Here is an 18,171-nt window from a genome sequence, read left to right on the forward strand (position 1 = left end):
TCGCGGACGTTCTGGCAGGGCAAAGACCGCATCTGCGAGGGGTTCACGATGCCGACGACTGCCAGCTCCCTGTTCGACCCGGGGGCCTTGACCATCGTGGTTTCGGGGACCGTGCTTGCCTGCGCCGCACGCTGCGGCTGGCGCGATTTCGGCGCGGCGCTGCGCGAGGCGAGCAGGCTGCTCCAACCCGCCTTCGACGAGGAGGCCAACCGCAAGGCGCTGGCGCAGGCGATCACCGCGATCCGCCGCGACGGATCGCATCGCGCCAACCCTGCCTTGCCGCCCGATCGCGCACTCGGCTTGATGCTGGAAACCTATCTGCGCCACGGCACGCTCGAAGCGCTGGGCCGTGTCCGCCGGGCCGAACGCGCGCGGGACGAGGCGCGGCGGGTCTCGGCCACGCAGGTGTTCGTGTGGGCCGGAGAGCTGGCGCCGGTGTTCGGGCTGATTGGCACGCTCTACGGCTTCACCCGGCTCGCCCCGGCAAGCGGCCCCGAGGCGCTCGCGGCAACCATGGCGGCAATTGCCACGGCGGTGCTTTCGACGCTCTACGGTGCGCTGCTTGCCCACCTGCTGTGCCATCCGCTGGCGGGCGCGATCGAACGCCGCGGACTGGCGCGCGCGCAAAGCCGCGAGGCTTTGGCCGACTGGTTTGCGGAAGAGATCACCGCGTCCTCACTGTCGCTGGGGGATGCCCGTCCGCACCTGCGGGGTGTGGCATGAACGCGGCAGCGCCGGTGCATCCCAAGGGCGGCAGCGGGAGCAGCAGTTGGCAGCTGATCCTTGCCGATCTGGCGCTGATCCTGTTCCTTGTCACTCTAAGCGCGCTTCCTCGGACCGCGGCCGACGCTGCACCGGGCCTCGCCGACCGACTCGCCCCGGCCCAGCGGCCCCGTGCCGAGATTGCCGCCGCGCAGGCGCTTTATCGGCCCGTGGCGGGCGGGCCGAGCCTCGGCGAATGGCTCGCGAGCCAGCCGCACGATCCGCGCGCGACGCTGACGATATTCGCGCTGCATCCGGCAGGCGGCGAGGCGGCGGCATGGGAAGCCGCGCGCCGGCTTGCAGCTTCTGCCCGCAGCAGTGGAGTGCCGGTGCGCACAATCATCACCAGCGCCGCAAGGGCCGATCTTTACGCCAGCCTCGCCTATGACGCCGAGGTCAGCACGACCGGCGGATAGGAACTAACCCATCATCACCCGGTTGCGACCTTCCTGCTTGGCCCGGTAGAGCGCGGCATCGGCCCGGGCAAGAGCGCTGCGGGTATCGGCATCCTCGGTCACTTCGGCGACCCCGGCAGAAAAGGTCACCCGCCCGAACGGCTTGCCGGTCTCGCGGTTTATCAGCTGGCGTGCGGCCTGCGCGCGGCGGATCGCATCCAGTCTCGTGCATGCCGCCGCCTTGTCCATGCCGTAGAACAGCATCACGAACTCCTCGCCGCCGTGACGGGCAACGAAGCAGGCGTCACCCGCGTGCTCGTTGAGTGTCGCCGCGACTGCGCACAGCACGCGGTCGCCGGCGCTGTGGCCATGGGTATCATTGATGAGCTTGAAGCGGTCGACATCGCAGAAGGCAAGGCTCAGCGCCTCGCCCTTGGCGCGTGCCTCGAGCGCCGCCGAAACCAGCCGGCGTTCGAAAGCGCGACGGTTGGGCAGGCCGGTGAGATGATCGATATCGGCCTCCATCCGCGCCTTGGCGAGGTTTTCGCGCAGGCGATCGGTTTCCTCCTGGCTGCGCGCCATCGCGGCTTCGACCTGCTCGATCCGCGCCAGCATCGCGCGCGACAGATCGAGCACCTGCGCCAGTTCGCCGGCGACGGCCGGCGGCACCGCGACTTCGGCAATCGCCTCGATCTGTGCGCCCAGCGCGCCGCGGTGATCGCTGGTCTCGCTCTGCGCCGAACGCGCGGTCTGGGCAAAGCGCATCAGTGAATACTCGAGCTTGTCCATCAGCGCTTCAAGCGCGGCGATGCGCGAGTGGTTGTCAGGATCGAACCGCCCGAGCGTGTCGAGCCAGCGCTGGTCGATCGGCTCGCCGGCGATCTCGCGCGCGGTGAAGGCCTGCGCCAGTTCGGGGTGTGATCCCGACAGGCCGCCGCAGATGGTGGCCAGATTGCTGGCGGTGACGGGAAGATCATGCGTCTCCACGAACTGTGCGATCCGGGCCAGCAGCGCACGGCGCGCCTCCTTGGCGCGGCTTGGACCGGTGCTGTCCTGCGCCGCGGTATCAGCCTCGGCAAAGCGCGCGGGACGGGCAAGAATGCGGGAAGCGAAGGTCATGGCGAACCCCTGATGCAGGCCTGTGGTGTCTGCCTGTGGCGATAGCGCAGCCCATGCTTAATCCGGGCCATGCGAGGCCCTCGGGAAACTGCCTAGGCGCCAAAAGTCGCTGCTTGGCATGGCCCTTGCTGTGCCGAGATCATGATCTCTGGTGCATCACAGGAGTACACCGATGGAACTGACCAACCCCTGGGCCGATGGCTGGCGCCTTGCCCCGCTTGCACTGACCATGCTGCTGCCGCTGTGCGACAGCCCGGCGCGGGCCTCGGACTTTACCGATCCGGCGATGATTGACCGCGCGGTGGCGGCCTTTACCGGCGCCGAGCCCGGCACGCCAGGTGGCGCGCGGATGCCGGTTGACCGGCGACTGCGGCTGGCCGTCTGCGCCGCGCCGCTGGCGGTGGCCTGGCACGGCACGGCGCACTCCGCGGTCAGCGTCGAATGTGCCGGCCCGCACAGCTGGCGGATTTTTGTCGCGGTGAATGGCGCAGGGTCTGCCGCGCCGGGACATGCCGCCGCCCCGGCGGTCAAGCGCGGCGATGCGCTTACCATCATGGTGCGCGGGCGCGGGTTTTCGGTGCAGCAGGCGGGCGAGGCCATCGAAGGCGGGATGGTGGGCGACTGGATCTTCGTGCGCACCGCGCGCAAGGCCGAGCCCGTGCGCGCCCGCATCGAACGCCCCGGCCTCGCGGTGATTCCCGTCAGCTGAGAAATTCCTTGCAAGGCTCTTAAAGCCGGCCTCCGTCTGCCGTTCTGCCTGACACGAATTCCACGAAGGACAACTGCCATGCCCTCTGTCGAACTGAGCAAACTGCAAGGGATCGCCGCGCCGCGTGCCGTCTCGACCAGCGAACGCGCGCAGATCGAGACCCGCGCGGGCGCTGCCTCCCGTCCTGCGGCCGCTCCCGCTGGGGTAAGCGTCGAGGTCGGCGGCGCGGTGGATGTCGTGCGCCCCCCGGTCGATGCCGAGCGCGTCGCCGAAATCCGCGCCGCCTTGCAGGATGGCTCTTACCCCCTCGTGCCGACCAAGATCGTCGATGCGATGATCGCGGCGCAGGTGAGTTTCTCCGTGCCGGTGAAGGCCTGATCCGTGGCTGGTGCTGCCCTGCCCGATCGCAGCGCGCTCGTCGCCAGCCTGCGGCAGATGATTGCCGTGCTCGAAACCGAGCGGCAAGCGCTTGCCGCGCTCAATGCCGACGCATTGATCTGTTCGGCGCGCGACAAGCAGGCGCTGTGCGATGCGCTGGCCATGATCGACCCGCAGGCGCTTGATGCCGAGACGCGCGGTCTCGCCGAGACCGCGCGCCACCTCAACGAGGTCAATCGCCGGGTACGCAACCTGCTGGCCGCCAATGTCGCCGCGCGGCTCGACGCGCTGGGCGGTGTGCGCCGTGGGCCGCGCGCGACCTATGCGCCGCTGCGGGTTTAGGTATTCGCACTAGGGTTCGAAGGCCGCCCATCTGGCATGGCGCTTGCTGTCTTTCGCCTGAAGGCGTCGCCCCCGCGGCGCACGAGCAATCAGGCGGAACCACGCATTGAGCACCTCTATCCCTACCTACTTGCCCTCGGGCTCGATCCGCAGCGGCTTTGAAGCTGCCGCGCGCGCACACGAGGCGGCGCGCGGCGGCACGGGCAGCGCGGTGCGCCAGATCGCGCCGCAGCGCGCCCCAGGCAGCCCGGTCGAAGCTGCAATCGCCCGCGCGGCCGAGAGAACCAGCGTCGATTTCGGTTACCTGCTTGCGCAGGCGGAGGTCGAGTCCGGCATGGATCCTGATGCCCGCGCCAGCACCTCGAGCGCGACCGGGCTCTACCAATTCATCGAAAGCACCTGGCTCGACACGCTGAAGAAGCACGGTCCGCGCTTCGGTCTCGGCGCTCTGGCAGACCAGATCGGCGTGACCGCCTCGGGCAGGGCCTATGTCGCCGATCCGGCGCAGCGGCAGGCGATCCTCGCGCTGCGGGCCGACCCGGAGGTTGCCGCGCTGATGGCGGCAGGCCTCGCCGAGGACAACCGCGCGCAGCTCGCACCGATCCTTGGCCGTCAGCCCGGTCACGCCGAGCTTTACCTCGCGCATTTCCTCGGTGCGAGCGGGGCGGCGCGGTTCCTTTCGGAAATGCAGGCCGATCCCTTGCAGAGCGCCGCCACGCTGTTCGCGCGGCCCGCGGCAGCCAACCGCGCGATCTTCTACGCCCCTGACGGCTCCCCGCGCAGCCTTGCGGGTGTGATGGAGGTGTTGGCGGGCCGACTCGAACGCGCGCTCGACCGGGCTGGGCGCGGCCAAACCTTGCGCTTCGCCCGCGCCGACTACGGCCCGCCCGCCCTGCCCGCGGCATCGCCCTCCCCGATCGCGGGCGAGGCCGTGTTCGGCTCCGGCCCCGCGCCCGCGCTCACCGTGCCGCTGCGCTCCGCCGCCTCCCCGCAGCGCCGCGTGCCGATGTCGCAGGTTCTGGGTGCGGCGTTCGGCCATGATGCCAGCGCCACGCCCGCACAGGTCCGCCGTGCCTATCAACAGCTCAGGGCGTTCGGACTATGAGCGCCGCCACCCGCTCCGCGCCGCTTTCCCGGCTGACCGCCATGCCCTCGGCGATGGCATTGCCGGTCGGCATCTTCGCGCTGCTGGCACTGATGGTGCTGCCGATCCCGGCGCTGCTGCTCGACGTGTTCTTCGTGCTCAACATCGCGATTTCGATCGCGGTGCTGATGGTCGCGCTCAACGCCCGCCGCCCGCTCGATTTCTCCTCCTTCCCCTCCGTGCTGCTGTTCGCCACCCTGCTGCGCCTGGCGCTCAACGTCGCCTCGACCCGCGTGGTGCTGGTCCACGGGCACGAGGGCGGTTCAGCGGCCGGGCACGTGATCGAAAGCTTCGCGGCGTTCCTGGTGGGCGGCAATTTCGCCGTCGGCCTGTTCGTCTTCGCGATCCTGATGATCATCAACATGATCGTCATCACCAAGGGCGCAGGCCGTGTATCGGAAGTCTCTGCGCGCTTCGTGCTCGACGCACTGCCGGGCAAGCAGATGGCGATCGATGCCGACATCGCCGCCGGGCTCATCACCGCCGACGAGGCGCGCGAACGCCGCCGCGAGGTGACAATCGAGGCCGATTTCTACGGCTCGATGGATGGTGCCAGCAAGTTCGTGAAGGGCGATGCGATTGCCGCATTGCTGATCCTCGGGGTCAACATCATCGCCGGTTTCGCGCTGGGGATGATCAGCCATGGCCTGACGGCTGCCGAGGCAGGCGAGGCCTATGTGACGCTGGCGGTGGGCGATGCGCTGGTGGCGCAGGTGCCCGCGCTGCTGCTCTCGATTGCCGCCGCCGCGATCGTCACCCGGGTCGCCGACAACCGCGACCTGTCCGGGCAAATCGGCGGCCAGTTCGCCGATCCGCGCGGGTGGTTGCCGGTGGCGCTGATCCTCGGCGCGATCGGCCTCGTTCCGGCCATGCCGCAGACGATCTTCCTGCCCGGTGCCGCGATCACCGGCGCGATCTGGTGGCAGCTGAAGCGCCGCGCCGATCGGCCCGCGCCCCCGCCCCAACCAGTCGCCGAACCCGCCCCCGATGCCATCCAGCTTGCTGACGTGTCGGATCACACCCTTGTCACCATCGAGCTGGGCTTCGGTCTCGTCGGCCTCGTCGACGAAGCCCAGGGCGCCCCGCTGATCGCGCGCATCACCGGCATCCGCAAGCAGCTGTCGCGCGATCTCGGCTTCGTCCTGCCGCAGTTCCGCATCCGGGATTCGCTCGATCTGGGGGCGCAGGACTACGTCGTCCTGCTCGGCGGGGTAAGCATCGCGCGCGGGGCCGTGCGCCCGGGCAAGCTGCTCGCCATCGACGCGGGCGAGGTGCGTGCCGGCCATGGGCTTGCTGGCGAAGCAACCCGCGACCCTTCCTTCGATTGCCCGGCCCTGTGGATCGCACCCGCAGCCCGCGACCACGCGATTGCCGAGGGCTTTCTGGTGGTCGACCCGGCCACCGTCATCGCCACCCACGCCAATCAGGCGCTGACGGCCGAGGCGCACCAGTTGCTCGGGCCCGACGAGGTGCGCGAATGGCTCGACGGATTGAAGGCCCATGCGCCCGCGCTGGTCGAGGCGGTAACCCCGGATCCGCTCGCGCTGCCCGCGCTCACCCGCATCCTGCGCGCGTTGCTGGCCGACGGGATCGGGCTTGCCCATCCCCAGCCGCTGTTCACCGCGCTGGCGCTGGCGCTGCAGAAGACCCACGATTTCGAGGCGGTAATCGATGCCGTGCGCGCCGACCTCGGCGCACGGTTGATCGCCCGCATCGCCGCGCCCGGCGAGCCGCTTAAGGTGGTGACGCTGGATGCCGGACTCGAGAGCGCGATCCTTGGCGGGATGGTGGACCCGGCCACCGGCCAGCCGCTGATCGAGCCGGATTGCGGGACGATGATCGTGCGCGAGATCAACCGGATCGCCGATGCCGAAAAGGGCGCAGTGGCGCTGATCGTCCAGCCGCCCGCCCGCCGTGCGCTCGCCGCACTGTTGCGCCCGCGTGCGCCGCGCTGCCTTGTCCTGTCGATTGCCGAACTCCCGCCAACCCAACCTATCGCCGTGGTCGGCGTGATCGGTGACGCAGGCCAGCGCGAAGCCCCGGCGCTGCCCGTTCCCGAAACGATGGAACCTGCCCGATGAAGCATGATCATACCGCCTTTGCCGCGTCCTATGTGGCGCCCTATTCGCCCGACCGCGCCGCAGTGGAGGACCGGGTGCGCCGTTTTCTCCCGCTGGTGCGCCGCGCCGCTTGGCATATTCACGGCGGCGGCCGGGCGGAGGGGCGCGGCGGGCTGGAGATCGACGATCTGGTGCAGGCCGGAATCGTGGCGCTGACCGAATGCGCCCAGCGGCATACCGGGCCGACCGAGGACGGCTTTGCCGCCTATGCCAAGATCAGGGTGCGCGGGGCGATGCTCGACGAGGTGCGCCGCGCTGCCCAAGACACCCGCACCACCCGCCGCAAGCGCGCCGCCTACGACCGCGCCTGCGAGACCCTGCGCGGCCAACTGGGGCGCGAGCCGAGCCGGGCGGAACTGGCCCGCCTGCTGCAAGTGGACGATGCCGAACTGCTGGCGATCGAAAACGCGATCGTCACCATCGCCCCGATTTCGGAGGAGTATGACGATACCTCGATCGCCTTCGCCAGCGAGGATCCCGATCCCTTCGAGGCGCTGTGCGCCGCCGAGGACCGTGAACGGCTGGTGCGGGCGATGCTCCAGCTCCCCCATCGCCTGAAACTGGTGCTCCAGCTGTTCTTCGTCGAGGAGCTGAACCTCACCGAAATCGCCGCCGTGCTCGACGTCAGCGTGCCGCGCGTTCACCAGCTGCGCGCCAAGGCGCTCAAGGAGCTCAGGGCGTTGATGATGTTGGAGGAAGCGGACTAGACGCTGGCCCGCAGCGCCGGGGCCTTGATTGGAGAGGCGCGGCGATCCGCCAGCGCCGCCCGCGCCCAATGCGGTAGATGCGGCAATTTTCGAAGCAGTCGGGCGAGGTAAGATGGCGACCCTCACGCTGATCGAGGGCGAGCATCGTGCCCTCGGACGAGACGCCAACATCCGGTCAGGTTTCCTCTCAGGTCGTTATCGGCACCAGCTTCGCTACTGCGCCCTTGGGCGCCTCGACGCTCGATTTCTCCTCCGCCTTGGCCCGCGTACCCCTGGTCTGGGCAGCGGCGAGATCGGGCATGGAAAGGCTCCCGGTGTCGCTGCGACAGACTGGCAGCGCGCAAGGATATTGCTAGGGGAGGCAATGGCGCTGGTCGATAAAGGACGGCTAACCGGGGGACAAGATGCTGCGCACCATCACCAACAACTTCGCGCTGCTCACCGTGCTGGGCGTTGGCTGCGCGTGGTTTTTTCCGCCCGCTTTCACCTGGATGACCGACGGCAGCATCCGCGTGGCCGGCCAGCCGCTCCTCAGCCTCGCGCTTGGCACGATCATGCTGGCGATGGGACTGACCTTGCGGTTCGAGGATTACCGCAGCCTCGTGCGGATGCCGCGCGCGCTGGTGGCGGGCGTCGCACTGCAATTTGCGGTGATGCCGCTGTCGGGCTTCGTCATCGCCCGCGCGCTTGATCTGGAGCCCGGCTTGGCAGTGGGCCTGATCCTTGTCGCCTGCTGCCCAGGCGGAACTGCTTCCAACGTGGTCAGCTTCATCGCGCGCGGGAACGTCGCGCTGTCGGTGGCGATGACCATGGCCTCGACGCTCGCCGCGGTGGTGCTGACCCCGGTGCTGACGGGCGTGCTGGCGGGGGCCTATGTCGAGATTGACCGGCTCAACCTGTTGCTCAACATGCTGGCCATCGTGCTCGTGCCGGTGGTGGCGGGCACGCTGCTCAACCGCCTGCTCCCGCGCGCGGCGGAGAGGGTCAATGCCGTGCTGCCACTGGTGGCGATCGTGCTCGTGATCCTGATTGTCGGTGGGATTGTCGGCGGTTCCAAGGCGCAGATCATGGAGCACGCGGGCCTCCTCTTGCTGGCGACCTTCCTGCTCCACGCGGCTGGCTTTGCGCTGGGCTATGGGCTGGCGCGGGGGCTGAGACTTGGCGAGGTGGAGGCGCGGACGATCAGCATCGAGGTGGGGATGCAGAACTCTGGCCTCGGCTCAGGGCTGGCCAAGACCCCCGCCTTCGCCGCGCAATTCGCCGATGCGACGCAAGCCGCGCTCGCCCCGGTGCCAGCGGCGATTTCGGCGGTGTGGCACGTGCTGATCGGGACTTTGCTGGCAGGGTGGTGGAGAAGGCGAGGCTAGCCTAGCCGTACATCCCCCGCTTCGGCCCCAGATAGCCGAACAGATAGGCCCCCACCTTGCGCATCTGGATTTCTTCGGACCCTTCCGTGATCCGGTAGCGGCGGTGGTGGCGATAAATGTGCTCGAACGGCTTGTGGCGCGAATAGCCGATGCCGCCGTGGACCTGCATCGCCCTATCGGCCGCCTCGCACACCAGCCGGTTCGCCCAGTAATTGCACATCGAGACCTTGTCCGAGATTGTCCGCTCGATCTCCTCGTGGGGCATGTTGTCCATCTCCCATGCGGTCTTGAAGATCAGGAGCCGCAGCATCTCTGCCTGCGTCGCGAGTTCCACCAGCGGGAACTGGATCGCCTGATTGCGCGCAAGCTCCTCGCCGAAGGGCTTGCGCTCGCGGGCGTATTTCACGCTCTCGTCGATGCAATAGAGCGCCGCGCCGCAGCTCGACGCCGCCTGGCGGATGCGGTTCTGGTGGACGAAGCTCTGCGCCAGCGCCAGGCCGCGCCCTTCCTGCCCAAGAATCGCCGAGTCGGGCACCCAGACATTGGTGACGCTGAGGCGCGGGTGATCGGTGGGCATGTTGAAGGTCCACATCCACTCCTCGATTTTGAGACCGGGGGTGGGGTTGGGGACGAGAAAGCAGGTGATCCCGCTGGCATCGCCCGCCTTGCCGCTGGTGCGCGCGAACATCGCGCAGTGGGTGGCGACGTGCATGCCGGTGATCCACATCTTCTCGCCGTTGATCAGCCAGCCATCCACCCCGTCGCGCATCTCGCGCACAGCGACCGTTTCCATGTGGGTCGCATCCGATCCGTGGTGCGGTTCGGTCAGCCCGAAGGCAACGCGGCGCGTGCGCTCGAACCCGCCGAGGATGAATTCCTGCTTCTGTTCTTCCGTCCCCCACTGCTCGAACATGGCAACGAAAGGAAAGTTGCCAACGATCGAGTGTTCGTTCTGCAGATCGTTGTGCAGCCCAAGCCCCTTCCTGGCAAAATGCTCGCGGATCACCGCCATCCACAGGTTGCTGCCGTCCTTGCCGCCATAGCGCTTGGGGGCGGAAAAGCGCCAATGCCCGGCCTTGTCGGCGCGGCGGGTGGCCTCCTGGAGCAGTTCCTCCCATTCGGGCCGGGGCAGTCCGCCGCGTTCCCAATCGGTGCGGGAATGCTCGCGGCGGTGGTCGAAGAAGCGGATGTTGTCGTCCTGGTTCTCGAGCGGTTTGATCTCGGCTTCGATGAAGGCGTCGAGTTCATCGAGATAGGCCTGAAGGTCGGGGGGAAGCGCGAAGTCCATCTATTGCTCTCCGGTCCATTTTCGGCGCGCGTGATCGAGCGCGGGATATTTCGGGATGTCGACCGCCAGTTTCATCAGCGCGAGGCGCTTGAGTTCGGCAAGCAATCCGGGCGCGTTCAGTCCCTTGCCCGCAAACAGCACGGCGCGGGCGAGATCGCGGTTCTCCGCAAGGTGCGCCGCCCCGCTGTGTTCGCGCCCGATGATGCGCAGGGCGTTGCGGGCGACCGCCCATTGGAAGCGGTCGTGCCCCTCCATGCGATCCCTGACGGTGTCCAGCCATTCGGCAACCGCAATCGCGATCTCCTGGGCCGAAGCCTCGCCGCGTGGCGCAGGCGCAATTGCCCCCACAAGCGCGGGCCGCGCCCGCTCCGCCTCGGGGGCATCCTCCTCCAGCAGCAGCAGCAGATCGAGCTCCTGCTCGCTCGTGCGGCGCGAGATCACCACACGTTCGAGCATCCGGTCGGCGCCCGAGCGCCATTGCGCGGCCATCTTGAGACAGCCCAAAGCCCACCACACGGTGCGGTAGATCGTCCAGAAGCGGAAACGCGCGGGGTCGATAGCGATACCCGCCTCGGCCTCGTAAGCGGCGATGTAATCCTCGATCCGCCCCAACCCCAGCGCAGGCCGATCATAGCGAGCAAAGCGCCACACCGCCATGCAGCCGAAAGCGAGGTCCTCGTGGGGATCGCCGAAATGGGCGATCTCCCAGTCGAGCACGCCGGTCAGCGTCGATCCTTCGACCAGCAGGTTGCCCATCCGGTAGTCGCCGTGGTTGAGCACCGGCTCCACCTCTGGCGGGCAATTGTCCTCAAGCCACTTCAGGCCCAGCGCAATGATCGGGCGATCCCCGCCCGCGTCCATGAATTGCTGCTTCAAGTCTGCGATCGCGGCGCGGTAGTCCATCACCGGCACGCCTTCCGGCACATCTGCCGGCCGCAAGCGGTGAATGCGGGCGAGGTCGCGGGCGATGCCGCGCAGCAGCCCGTCGGGATCGTCGCAAGCCAGAATGACCTTGGGATCGGCCGTTCCCGGCAGTGCGCGCATGACGAAGCCGGAACCCAGACCGTCTGCCTCCTCCAGCACCGCCACCACTTGCGGTGCGGTGACGCCCCTCGCCCGCGCCGCCTCGATCAGCGCGGCCTCGGTGGAATGCCCGTAAGGCCGCCCTTGCATGAAGGCGCGGCTCGGCGCGCGGCGCAACACGTAATCGCAGCCGCTAGCGGCAAACCGCCAGCTTTCCATCACCGCCCCGCCGGTCAGGCGCTGCGGCGCAGTTGACAAAGCGCCAAGGCCAGCGCGGGCACATACCCGCGCCAACCCGGCGCTCAGTTCCTCGACCGAAATCCCCACGGTCTTACGCGGGGACATTGTCCTTCTTCACGGTGATCACCTGCGCATAGGTGAACTCCTTCAAGCCTTCCTTACCATATTCGGTGCCGAAGCCGGACTGCTTGTGACCGCCGAAGGGGGCGAAGGGCGAGAGGTGGAGATATTCGTTGATCCACACCGTGCCGGTTTCGAGCTGCTCGGCGATCTCGACCCCCTTCTCGGGATTGCCGGTCCACACGGCCCCTGCCAGCCCGTATTCGGAGTTGTTGGCGCGGGCGATGACTTCCTCTTCGGTCGAGAACTTCATCAGCGGCATGACCGGGCCGAACTGTTCCTCGGCGACGATGCGCGCGTCTTCGGGCGGATTGTCGAGGATGGTCAGCGGTATGAAGTAGCCGGTTCCGCTCGGATCGACATCGCCGCCGAGCAGGAACTTGTAGCCCTTTTGCTTGGCGTCCTCGATCAGCTCGATCACGCGCTCGTACTGCTTCTTGTTCTGGATCGGGCCGACGCCGGTGCCCTGCTCGCTGCCATCGCCGACCTTCACGGTCTTGGCATATTCGACGATCGCAGCGGCGAGTTCGTCATAGATGTCCTCGTGGATATAGACGCGCTTGGCCGCGACGCAGATCTGCCCCGCGTTGGAGAAGCTCGACCAGAACAGCTGCTCGGCGATCTTCTTGGGATCGACATCGGGGAGCACGATCGAGGCGTCGTTGCCCCCCAGTTCGAGCGTGATGCGCTTGAGATCGGCCGAGGCACCCTCCATGATCTTCTTCCCCGTCGCAGTCGAACCGGTGAAGGTGATCTTGTCGATATCGGGATGGCTGGTCATCAGCGGGCCGAGATCGTCCTCGCCGGTGATGATGTTGACGACACCGGCGGGCACCTTGTCGGCGATCAATTCGGCGATGCGCAGCGTGGTCAGCGGCGTGAAGGGCGAAGGCTTGAGCACGATGGTGCAGCCCGAGAGCATGGCAGGCACGATCTTCTGAATCGCCATCATGACGGGGAAGTTCCAAGGCACGATCCCCGCCACGACCCCCACGGGCACGCGGCGGGTGCGGCTCAAGCGGGTCTCGCTATCCTCGTTGATTTCTTCTTCGAGGCTAAGAGTCGATTGCGCTGCCGCCATGCCGGCCGCGCCGTAGATCTCGCCCCGGGCCTGATCATGCGGCTTGCCCTGTTCGCTGGTGAGCAGGCGGTAAAGCTCCTCGGCGTTTTCCTTGATCGTGGCCGAGATCGCCATGATCGCCGCGCGGCGTTGCTCGATGGGCGTGTTCTTCCAAGTCTTGAACGCCGCGCGGGCAGCGGCGACCGCCGCGTCCAGCTCGGCCTTGCCGCAGGCCGGCACCTGACCGATCACCTGCTCGTTGGCGGGGTTCACCACGTCGAGCCAGCGGTCGGTGTGGACCAGCTTGCCGCCGATGAGGTTCTTGTACTGGGTGACCATGATTGTTCCTCTCTCGTCCTGTAAATTGGGGAGTCGTCTTGCGCCCGCGCAGACTGGCGCGTTGCATCCGAAAACGCAATCGCTGGCGTGGCCCCTTGTGTAAGCCGAACGCCAACCTTCATCGCCTAGCGATTGCGCTATTGCCCGTGCGGCTTATGGAGGCAGAAGACATTTGCCAACAAGAGAGCCTGCGATGCGTGATTCCCGTCCCGATCTGGTCGTCTATGGCAGCCCCGTCTCGCCCTTCGTGCGCAAGGTGGCGGCGGTGTGTCTCGAAAAGGGCCTAGATTACGAAATCGAGGCGGTGAACGTGTTCGATCCGCCGGCATGGTTCCGCGATATCTCGCCGATGAAGCGCATCCCGGTGCTGCGCGACCGATCGGTGGCCGAGGAAGGCGTCGCCGGCACCATCGCCGACAGCTCGGCGATCTGCGCCTTCCTCGAGAAAAAGCACCCCGCCCCGGCGCTCTATCCGGCCGATCCGATGGCGCTGGGCGAGGCGCTGTTCATCGAGGAATATGCCGATACCGCATTGGCGATGGCGGGCGGCCTCGGCATCTTCCGGCCGATCTTCTTCGCGCTCAGCAAGGGCGAAGAACCGGGGCTAGACAAGGCGCGGGATGCCTGGGCGAATCAGCTGCCGCCGATCTTCGATGTGCTCGAAGCGCGGCTGGATGGCCGCGCCTTCTTCGCCGGGGATGCTTTCTCCATCGCCGACATTGCCGTCGCCTGCGTGCTTATGCAGGTGTCGCTGGTGGCCGAGACGCCGCTCGACAAGTGGCCCGGCCTTGCCGCCCACTTTGCCGCGATGCAGGTCCGACCGTCGATCGCGGCGCCTTATGCAGCGGCGGAAAAGTTGATCGGCCAGACCTTGCCGACCCGCTTCGACCTGACTTAAGCCCCCACGGCCGACAGCGAACAAGGGAGCAGGCGAGCGCGCATGGCGAGCGAATGGTGCATCGGGATCATTGGCGGGTCCGGCCTCTATGCGATGGATGGCATCGAGGAAGCGCAGTGGATCGCGATCGACACGCCGTGGGGCGATCCCTCGGACGAGATCCTTTGCGGCCGGATCGGCGCGGTCAAGGTGCGCTTCCTGCCCCGCCATGGTCGGGGCCACCCGATCAGTCCGACCGAGCTCAATTCGCGCGCCAATATTGATGCGCTCAAGCGCGCCGGATGCACCGATATCCTCGCGATCGGCGCGGTCGGCTCTTTGCGCGAAGAGCTGGAGCCGGGGCGCTTTGCCGTGGTCGAGCAGTTCATCGACCGCACCGTGCATCGTCCCAGCACCTTCTACACCAGCGGTTTCGTCACCCACGTCTCGATGGCTGATCCGGTCTGCCCACGCCTGTCGGAGATGGCGGCCAAGGCAATCGCCCAGGCCAAGGGCAAGGTCGCGGTGGGCGCGACCTACCTTGCCATCGAAGGCCCGCAATTCTCGACCCGCGCCGAAAGCCGAATGTATCGCCAATGGGGCGCGGACGTGATCGGCATGACCGCGATGCCCGAAGCCAAGCTCGCGCGCGAGGCGGAGCTGCCCTATGCGCTGGTCGGCATGGTCACCGACTATGACTGCTGGCGCGAGGGCGAGGCGGTCGATGTCAGCCGGGTGATCGCGCAGATGCAGGCCAATGGCGCGCTGGCCCGGGCGATGATCAAGAACTTCATCGCCGCTCTGCCCGAAACCCGCGAGCCTTCGCCGATCGACACCGCATTGGACGATGCGGTGATCACCGCGCCCCAGGAGCACGATCCGGCCTTGCTGGCCAAGCTCGACGCGGTGGCCGGTCGGCTGTTCGCCTGACGGCCGGCGCCCAGCCGGTTAGCGCATCAATTCGCGCACGAAGGGAATGAGCCCGGTCTGACGGGCGCGCTTCATGCGCTCGGCCTCGAGAATCGCGCGGACCTTGGCGAAGCAGACATCGACATCGTCGTTGATGATGACATAGTCGTAGCCGTCCCAGTGGCTGATCTCGGCGCGGGCCCGCTCCATGCGGGCGGCAATCACTTCGGCACTGTCGGTGGCCCGCCCCTTGAGACGGCGGTGAAGTTCCTCGATCGAGGGCGGGAGGATAAACACCCGCACCACGTCCTGCTGATCCTTCTGATAGAGCTGCTGGGTGCCCTGCCAGTCGATATCGAACAGGAAATCCTGCCCTTCCTTCAACCCGGTGCGGATCATCCCCTTGGGCGTGCCGTAGCGGTGGCCGAACACCTCGGCCCATTCGTAAAAATCGTCCTCGTCGATCATCGCCTGAAAGCGTTCGGGAGAGACGAAGTGGTAATGCACGCCGTCGATCTCGCCCGGACGGGGGGGACGGGTGGTGACCGAGACCGACAGCCTGATCTCGCTGTCATTGGCCAGCAGCATCCGCGACAGTGTCGTCTTGCCCGCGCCCGAGGGCGAGGACAGAATGAACATCAGACCGCGGCGCTGGAGCTTGTCGGCTGGATTGTGCGTAGCATCGCCCATAGGGCCCGTTGCACCATCGCGGGGGGTGAAATCAAGGGGCGCTCAGGATTCCTGAGCCTCGGCCTTGCGCGCAGCCCTTCTGGCGCGGCGCGTTGCCTCGATCTTCTTGCCACGATCATAGAGCACCTTGGCCGCCAGACCGCCCGCCACCAAGGCAAGGCCGACGGGCGAGCGGGTGGCCAGCCGGCTGGCCCCCCACAGCGCCAGCGCGCTCACCATGCCGCGGCCTTCGACCAGCCGCCTGGCCTTGTCGCCTTCAAGCTGACCGGTGAGCAGGCCCTTCTCCAGCCGCTGGCGCAGCAAGGAACCCGCGCCGCGCAGCACGATATCGGCAATCACGAGATTGGTGACGGGATCGGGCGACGGCAGGCGCGACCCGCCGGTGCCATCGGTGTCCTCGCGCGCACGCCTCGCCTTGCGCCGCGCCATAGGGGCTATTTCTTGCGCCCGAAATCGATCGACACCACATTCGAACCATCGCCATCGCCATCGGGGCCGTCATTCTCGGCATCTTCGTGCGCTTCGGGCGCGAGTTCCTCGACCGCGGCCTGGAACTGCAGCCCGAAATCGACCGCCGGATCGACAAAGGCGGTGATCGCAGCAAAGGGGATGGTGAGCTTGGCCGGCACCTGGTTGAAGGTGAGGCTGACCGAGAAGGAATGCTGCCCGACCTCGAGATCCCAGAACTTGTTCTGCAGCACGATCGTCATCTCGTCGGGGAAGCGTTCGCGCAGGTGCTGCGGAATCGACACCCCTGGCGCGCCGGTCTTGAAGGTGATGTAAAAGTGGTGTCCGCCCGGCAGCGTGCCACCAGCACTGACGATCGAACCCAGCACCCGGCCGACCACGGCGCGCAGGGCCTCCTGCACGATCTCGTCATAGGGGATCAGGCTGTCGGGCGTGTCATTGCTCATGGCGTGGCGAACCGTGGCGGGCCGCGCGGGCTTGGTCAAGCCTTTCCGGTGTTGCGGCACGCGTTTGGCAGGGGATAGCACAGCAGCGCCGGAGCGCTTGTGGCAAGCGCTTGTCAGCGTCGCCGAGAGGACTATAGCGCCCCGCTATGGCCACCATTCCCGCCCGCACCGGCTCGGTTGAGCGCAACACCGCCGAGACCAAGATCGCCATTGCCGTCAATCTCGACGGGAGCGGCGCCTATGACGTTTCCACCGGCATCGGCTTTCTCGATCACATGATCGAACAGTTCAGCCGCCATTCGCTGATCGACGTGACGATGAAGGTGAAGGGCGACCTGCATGTCGACCAGCACCACACCACCGAGGATTCGGCGATCGCGCTGGGGCAGGCGATCGCGCAGGCGCTGGGCGACAAGGCCGGGATCGGGCGCTACGGCGCGGCCTATTCGCCGATGGACGAGACGCTGAGCCGCGTCGCGCTCGACATTTCCGGGCGGCCCTACCTTGTGTGGAAGGCCGGGTTCACCCAGGAACGCCTCGGCGAATGGGACACCGAGCTGATCGAGCACTGGTTCCATTCGGTTGCCCAGGCGGCGGGCATCACGCTGCACATGGAACTGCTCTACGGCACCAACAACCACCACATCTGCGAAAGCCTCTACAAGGGTTTCGCCCGCGCGATGCGGCAGGCGGTGGAGCGCGATCCGCGCAAGGGCGGAGCGATCCCGAGCACCAAGGGGCAATTGGGTGGCTAGCATCTTCATTGCCTCGCTGACCTATACCGTGCCCATCGAACAGGTGGACGCGGTGCTTGCGGATCACCTCGCGTGGCTCAAGGCGGGCCACGAGGCGGGGCACTTCCTCGCCTGGGGGCCAAGAGAGCCGCGCGATGGAGGGCTGATCTTCGTTAGGGCCAACAGCCGCGAGGCGGCGGCGAACCTGCTGATGAGCGACCCCTTCATGCTCCACCAGCTGGCCGATCTCACCATCATCCAATGGACTCCGCGCTTCGTCGGCCCGGGACTGGAGGCCTTCGGTGGCTGAAGTTGTCGCGCTCGTGGATTACGGCGCGGGCAACCTTCACTCGGTTCACAATGCCTTGAGGGCAGCCGGGGCCGAGGTCACCGTCACCGCCGACCCCTACGTGGTGCGCGCGGCCGACCGCATCGTGCTGCCCGGCGTCGGCAGCTTCAAGGCCTGCGCCGAGGGGCTGCGCGCCATTCCGCACATGGTTGAGGCAATGCAGGAGCGCGTCCATATCGGCGGTGCGCCGTTCCTCGGGATCTGCGTGGGGATGCAGCTGCTGGCCGACAAGGGGCTGGAACACGGCGTGACCCCTGGTCTGGGCTGGATTGCCGGCGAAGTTCGGCTGATCCAGCCCTCCGACCCCGCCATCAAGGTGCCGCACATGGGCTGGAACGATGTCGCCATGCTGCCCCATGCCAGAAACCATCCGGTGATCGCGGAGGGCGAGGCCTATTTCCTGCACTCCTATCACTTCGCCGCGGCCGATCCGCGCCACATCGCCGCGTTGACCGATCACGGCGAGGGGCTGGTGGCCGCCGTCGCCCGCGACAACATCCTCGGCGTGCAGTTTCACCCGGAAAAGAGCCAGGCTTACGGTCTGGCGATGCTCCGGCGCTTTCTGGAGTGGCGTCCATGATTGGG

The 18,171-nt window shown here is 67.2% G+C and carries 21 protein-coding genes; 14 read left to right on the top strand and 7 right to left on the bottom strand.

Annotation, left to right across the window (positions count from 1 at the left end):
- The first annotated feature begins 48 nt into the window (after nucleotides 1–48).
- Nucleotides 49–723: a MotA/TolQ/ExbB proton channel family protein gene (locus BZF61_RS10225; protein ID WP_086619014.1), complete on the top strand. Its 675-nt coding sequence runs from the start codon at nucleotides 49–51 to the stop codon at nucleotides 721–723.
- The gene (locus BZF61_RS10230) at nucleotides 720–1,178 is read left to right on the top strand and encodes a hypothetical protein (protein WP_086619015.1); all 459 of its coding nucleotides are present in this window, start codon (nucleotides 720–722) and stop codon (nucleotides 1,176–1,178) included. The genes BZF61_RS10225 and BZF61_RS10230 overlap by 4 nt, the downstream gene beginning before the upstream one ends.
- A 3-nt stretch (nucleotides 1,179–1,181) precedes the next feature.
- Here BZF61_RS10230 and BZF61_RS10235 read toward each other — a convergent pair whose 3' ends face one another.
- Nucleotides 1,182–2,276 (bottom strand): GGDEF domain-containing protein, encoded by a 1,095-nt coding sequence (locus BZF61_RS10235; RefSeq protein ID WP_086619016.1) that lies wholly within the window; start codon nucleotides 2,274–2,276, stop codon nucleotides 1,182–1,184.
- A gap of 172 nt (nucleotides 2,277–2,448) precedes the next feature.
- Between BZF61_RS10235 and BZF61_RS10240 the strand changes: the two genes are divergently transcribed.
- The 7 genes from BZF61_RS10240 (at nucleotide 2,449) to BZF61_RS10270 (ending at nucleotide 9,043) form a co-directional block, all read left to right on the top strand.
- A complete protein-coding gene (locus tag BZF61_RS10240) occupies nucleotides 2,449–2,985 on the top strand; it encodes a flagella basal body P-ring formation protein FlgA (protein ID WP_245804580.1) in 537 nt (178 codons plus the stop codon).
- A gap of 78 nt (nucleotides 2,986–3,063) precedes the next feature.
- Nucleotides 3,064–3,363, top strand: a complete 300-nt coding sequence (locus tag BZF61_RS10245) for a flagellar biosynthesis anti-sigma factor FlgM (protein WP_086619019.1) — start codon at nucleotides 3,064–3,066, stop codon at nucleotides 3,361–3,363.
- A gap of 3 nt (nucleotides 3,364–3,366) precedes the next feature.
- A complete protein-coding gene (locus tag BZF61_RS10250) occupies nucleotides 3,367–3,705 on the top strand; it encodes a flagellar protein FlgN (RefSeq protein WP_245804581.1) in 339 nt (112 codons plus the stop codon).
- 106 nt (nucleotides 3,706–3,811) lie between these two features.
- The gene (locus BZF61_RS10255; protein ID WP_245804582.1) at nucleotides 3,812–4,810 is read left to right on the top strand and encodes a transglycosylase SLT domain-containing protein; all 999 of its coding nucleotides are present in this window, start codon (nucleotides 3,812–3,814) and stop codon (nucleotides 4,808–4,810) included.
- Nucleotides 4,807–6,930, top strand: a complete 2,124-nt coding sequence (locus BZF61_RS10260; protein ID WP_245804583.1) for a flagellar biosynthesis protein FlhA — start codon at nucleotides 4,807–4,809, stop codon at nucleotides 6,928–6,930. The genes BZF61_RS10255 and BZF61_RS10260 overlap by 4 nt, the downstream gene beginning before the upstream one ends.
- Complete coding sequence (locus BZF61_RS10265; RefSeq protein WP_086619022.1) at nucleotides 6,927–7,676, top strand: sigma-70 family RNA polymerase sigma factor; 750 nt, start codon at nucleotides 6,927–6,929, stop codon at nucleotides 7,674–7,676. Before BZF61_RS10260 ends, BZF61_RS10265 begins: the two co-directional genes overlap by 4 nt.
- A 404-nt stretch (nucleotides 7,677–8,080) precedes the next feature.
- Entirely contained in the window at nucleotides 8,081–9,043 is a 963-nt protein-coding gene (locus BZF61_RS10270; RefSeq protein WP_086619025.1) for a bile acid:sodium symporter family protein, read from the top strand.
- Between the two features lies 1 nt (nucleotide 9,044).
- Here BZF61_RS10270 and BZF61_RS10275 read toward each other — a convergent pair whose 3' ends face one another.
- Genes BZF61_RS10275 through BZF61_RS10285 form a run of 3 tightly spaced genes read right to left on the bottom strand, consistent with a single transcriptional unit; the run spans nucleotide 9,045 to nucleotide 13,113 of the window.
- Entirely contained in the window at nucleotides 9,045–10,331 is a 1,287-nt protein-coding gene (locus tag BZF61_RS10275) for an acyl-CoA dehydrogenase family protein (RefSeq protein WP_086619027.1), read from the bottom strand.
- Nucleotides 10,332–11,699: a phosphotransferase gene (locus BZF61_RS10280; RefSeq protein ID WP_245804584.1), complete on the bottom strand. Its 1,368-nt coding sequence runs from the start codon at nucleotides 11,697–11,699 to the stop codon at nucleotides 10,332–10,334.
- Nucleotides 11,686–13,113: an aldehyde dehydrogenase family protein gene (locus BZF61_RS10285; protein WP_086619030.1), complete on the bottom strand. Its 1,428-nt coding sequence runs from the start codon at nucleotides 13,111–13,113 to the stop codon at nucleotides 11,686–11,688. The genes BZF61_RS10280 and BZF61_RS10285 overlap by 14 nt, the downstream gene beginning before the upstream one ends.
- Nucleotides 13,114–13,306: 193 nt before the next feature.
- Here BZF61_RS10285 and BZF61_RS10290 point away from each other — a divergent pair, with 193 nt between their 5' ends.
- Nucleotides 13,307–14,011: a glutathione S-transferase family protein gene (locus BZF61_RS10290; RefSeq protein ID WP_086619032.1), complete on the top strand. Its 705-nt coding sequence runs from the start codon at nucleotides 13,307–13,309 to the stop codon at nucleotides 14,009–14,011.
- A 42-nt stretch (nucleotides 14,012–14,053) separates the two neighbouring features.
- Nucleotides 14,054–14,920 carry an S-methyl-5'-thioadenosine phosphorylase gene (mtnP, locus tag BZF61_RS10295; protein ID WP_086619033.1) on the top strand — a complete coding sequence of 289 codons (867 nt, stop codon included), beginning with the start codon at nucleotides 14,054–14,056 and terminating at the stop codon, nucleotides 14,918–14,920.
- Between the two features lie 18 nt (nucleotides 14,921–14,938).
- Here mtnP and gmk read toward each other — a convergent pair whose 3' ends face one another.
- Genes gmk through BZF61_RS10310 form a run of 3 tightly spaced genes read right to left on the bottom strand, consistent with a single transcriptional unit; the run spans nucleotide 14,939 to nucleotide 16,503 of the window.
- Nucleotides 14,939–15,589 (bottom strand): guanylate kinase, encoded by a 651-nt coding sequence (gmk, locus tag BZF61_RS10300; protein WP_086619035.1) that lies wholly within the window; start codon nucleotides 15,587–15,589, stop codon nucleotides 14,939–14,941.
- A gap of 42 nt (nucleotides 15,590–15,631) precedes the next feature.
- Nucleotides 15,632–16,018, bottom strand: a complete 387-nt coding sequence (locus BZF61_RS10305) for a hypothetical protein (protein ID WP_086619038.1) — start codon at nucleotides 16,016–16,018, stop codon at nucleotides 15,632–15,634.
- Between the two features lie 5 nt (nucleotides 16,019–16,023).
- The gene (locus BZF61_RS10310) at nucleotides 16,024–16,503 is read right to left on the bottom strand and encodes an SspB family protein (protein WP_086619039.1); all 480 of its coding nucleotides are present in this window, start codon (nucleotides 16,501–16,503) and stop codon (nucleotides 16,024–16,026) included.
- A 146-nt stretch (nucleotides 16,504–16,649) separates the two neighbouring features.
- Between BZF61_RS10310 and hisB the strand changes: the two genes are divergently transcribed.
- The 3 genes from hisB to hisH are packed head-to-tail and all read left to right on the top strand — an operon-like array spanning nucleotide 16,650 to nucleotide 18,166.
- On the top strand, nucleotides 16,650–17,258 hold the full coding sequence (gene hisB / locus BZF61_RS10315; protein ID WP_086619042.1) for an imidazoleglycerol-phosphate dehydratase HisB: 609 nt from the start codon (nucleotides 16,650–16,652) through the stop codon (nucleotides 17,256–17,258).
- Nucleotides 17,251–17,547, top strand: a complete 297-nt coding sequence (locus BZF61_RS10320; RefSeq protein ID WP_211276761.1) for a YciI family protein — start codon at nucleotides 17,251–17,253, stop codon at nucleotides 17,545–17,547. The genes hisB and BZF61_RS10320 overlap by 8 nt, the downstream gene beginning before the upstream one ends.
- Nucleotides 17,540–18,166, top strand: a complete 627-nt coding sequence (gene hisH, locus BZF61_RS10325; RefSeq protein WP_086619044.1) for an imidazole glycerol phosphate synthase subunit HisH — start codon at nucleotides 17,540–17,542, stop codon at nucleotides 18,164–18,166. The genes BZF61_RS10320 and hisH overlap by 8 nt, the downstream gene beginning before the upstream one ends.
- Nucleotides 18,167–18,171: the final 5 nt, after the last annotated feature.

The organism is Erythrobacter tepidarius, from assembly GCF_002155695.1.
GTDB lineage: Bacteria > Pseudomonadota > Alphaproteobacteria > Sphingomonadales > Sphingomonadaceae > Erythrobacter > Erythrobacter tepidarius.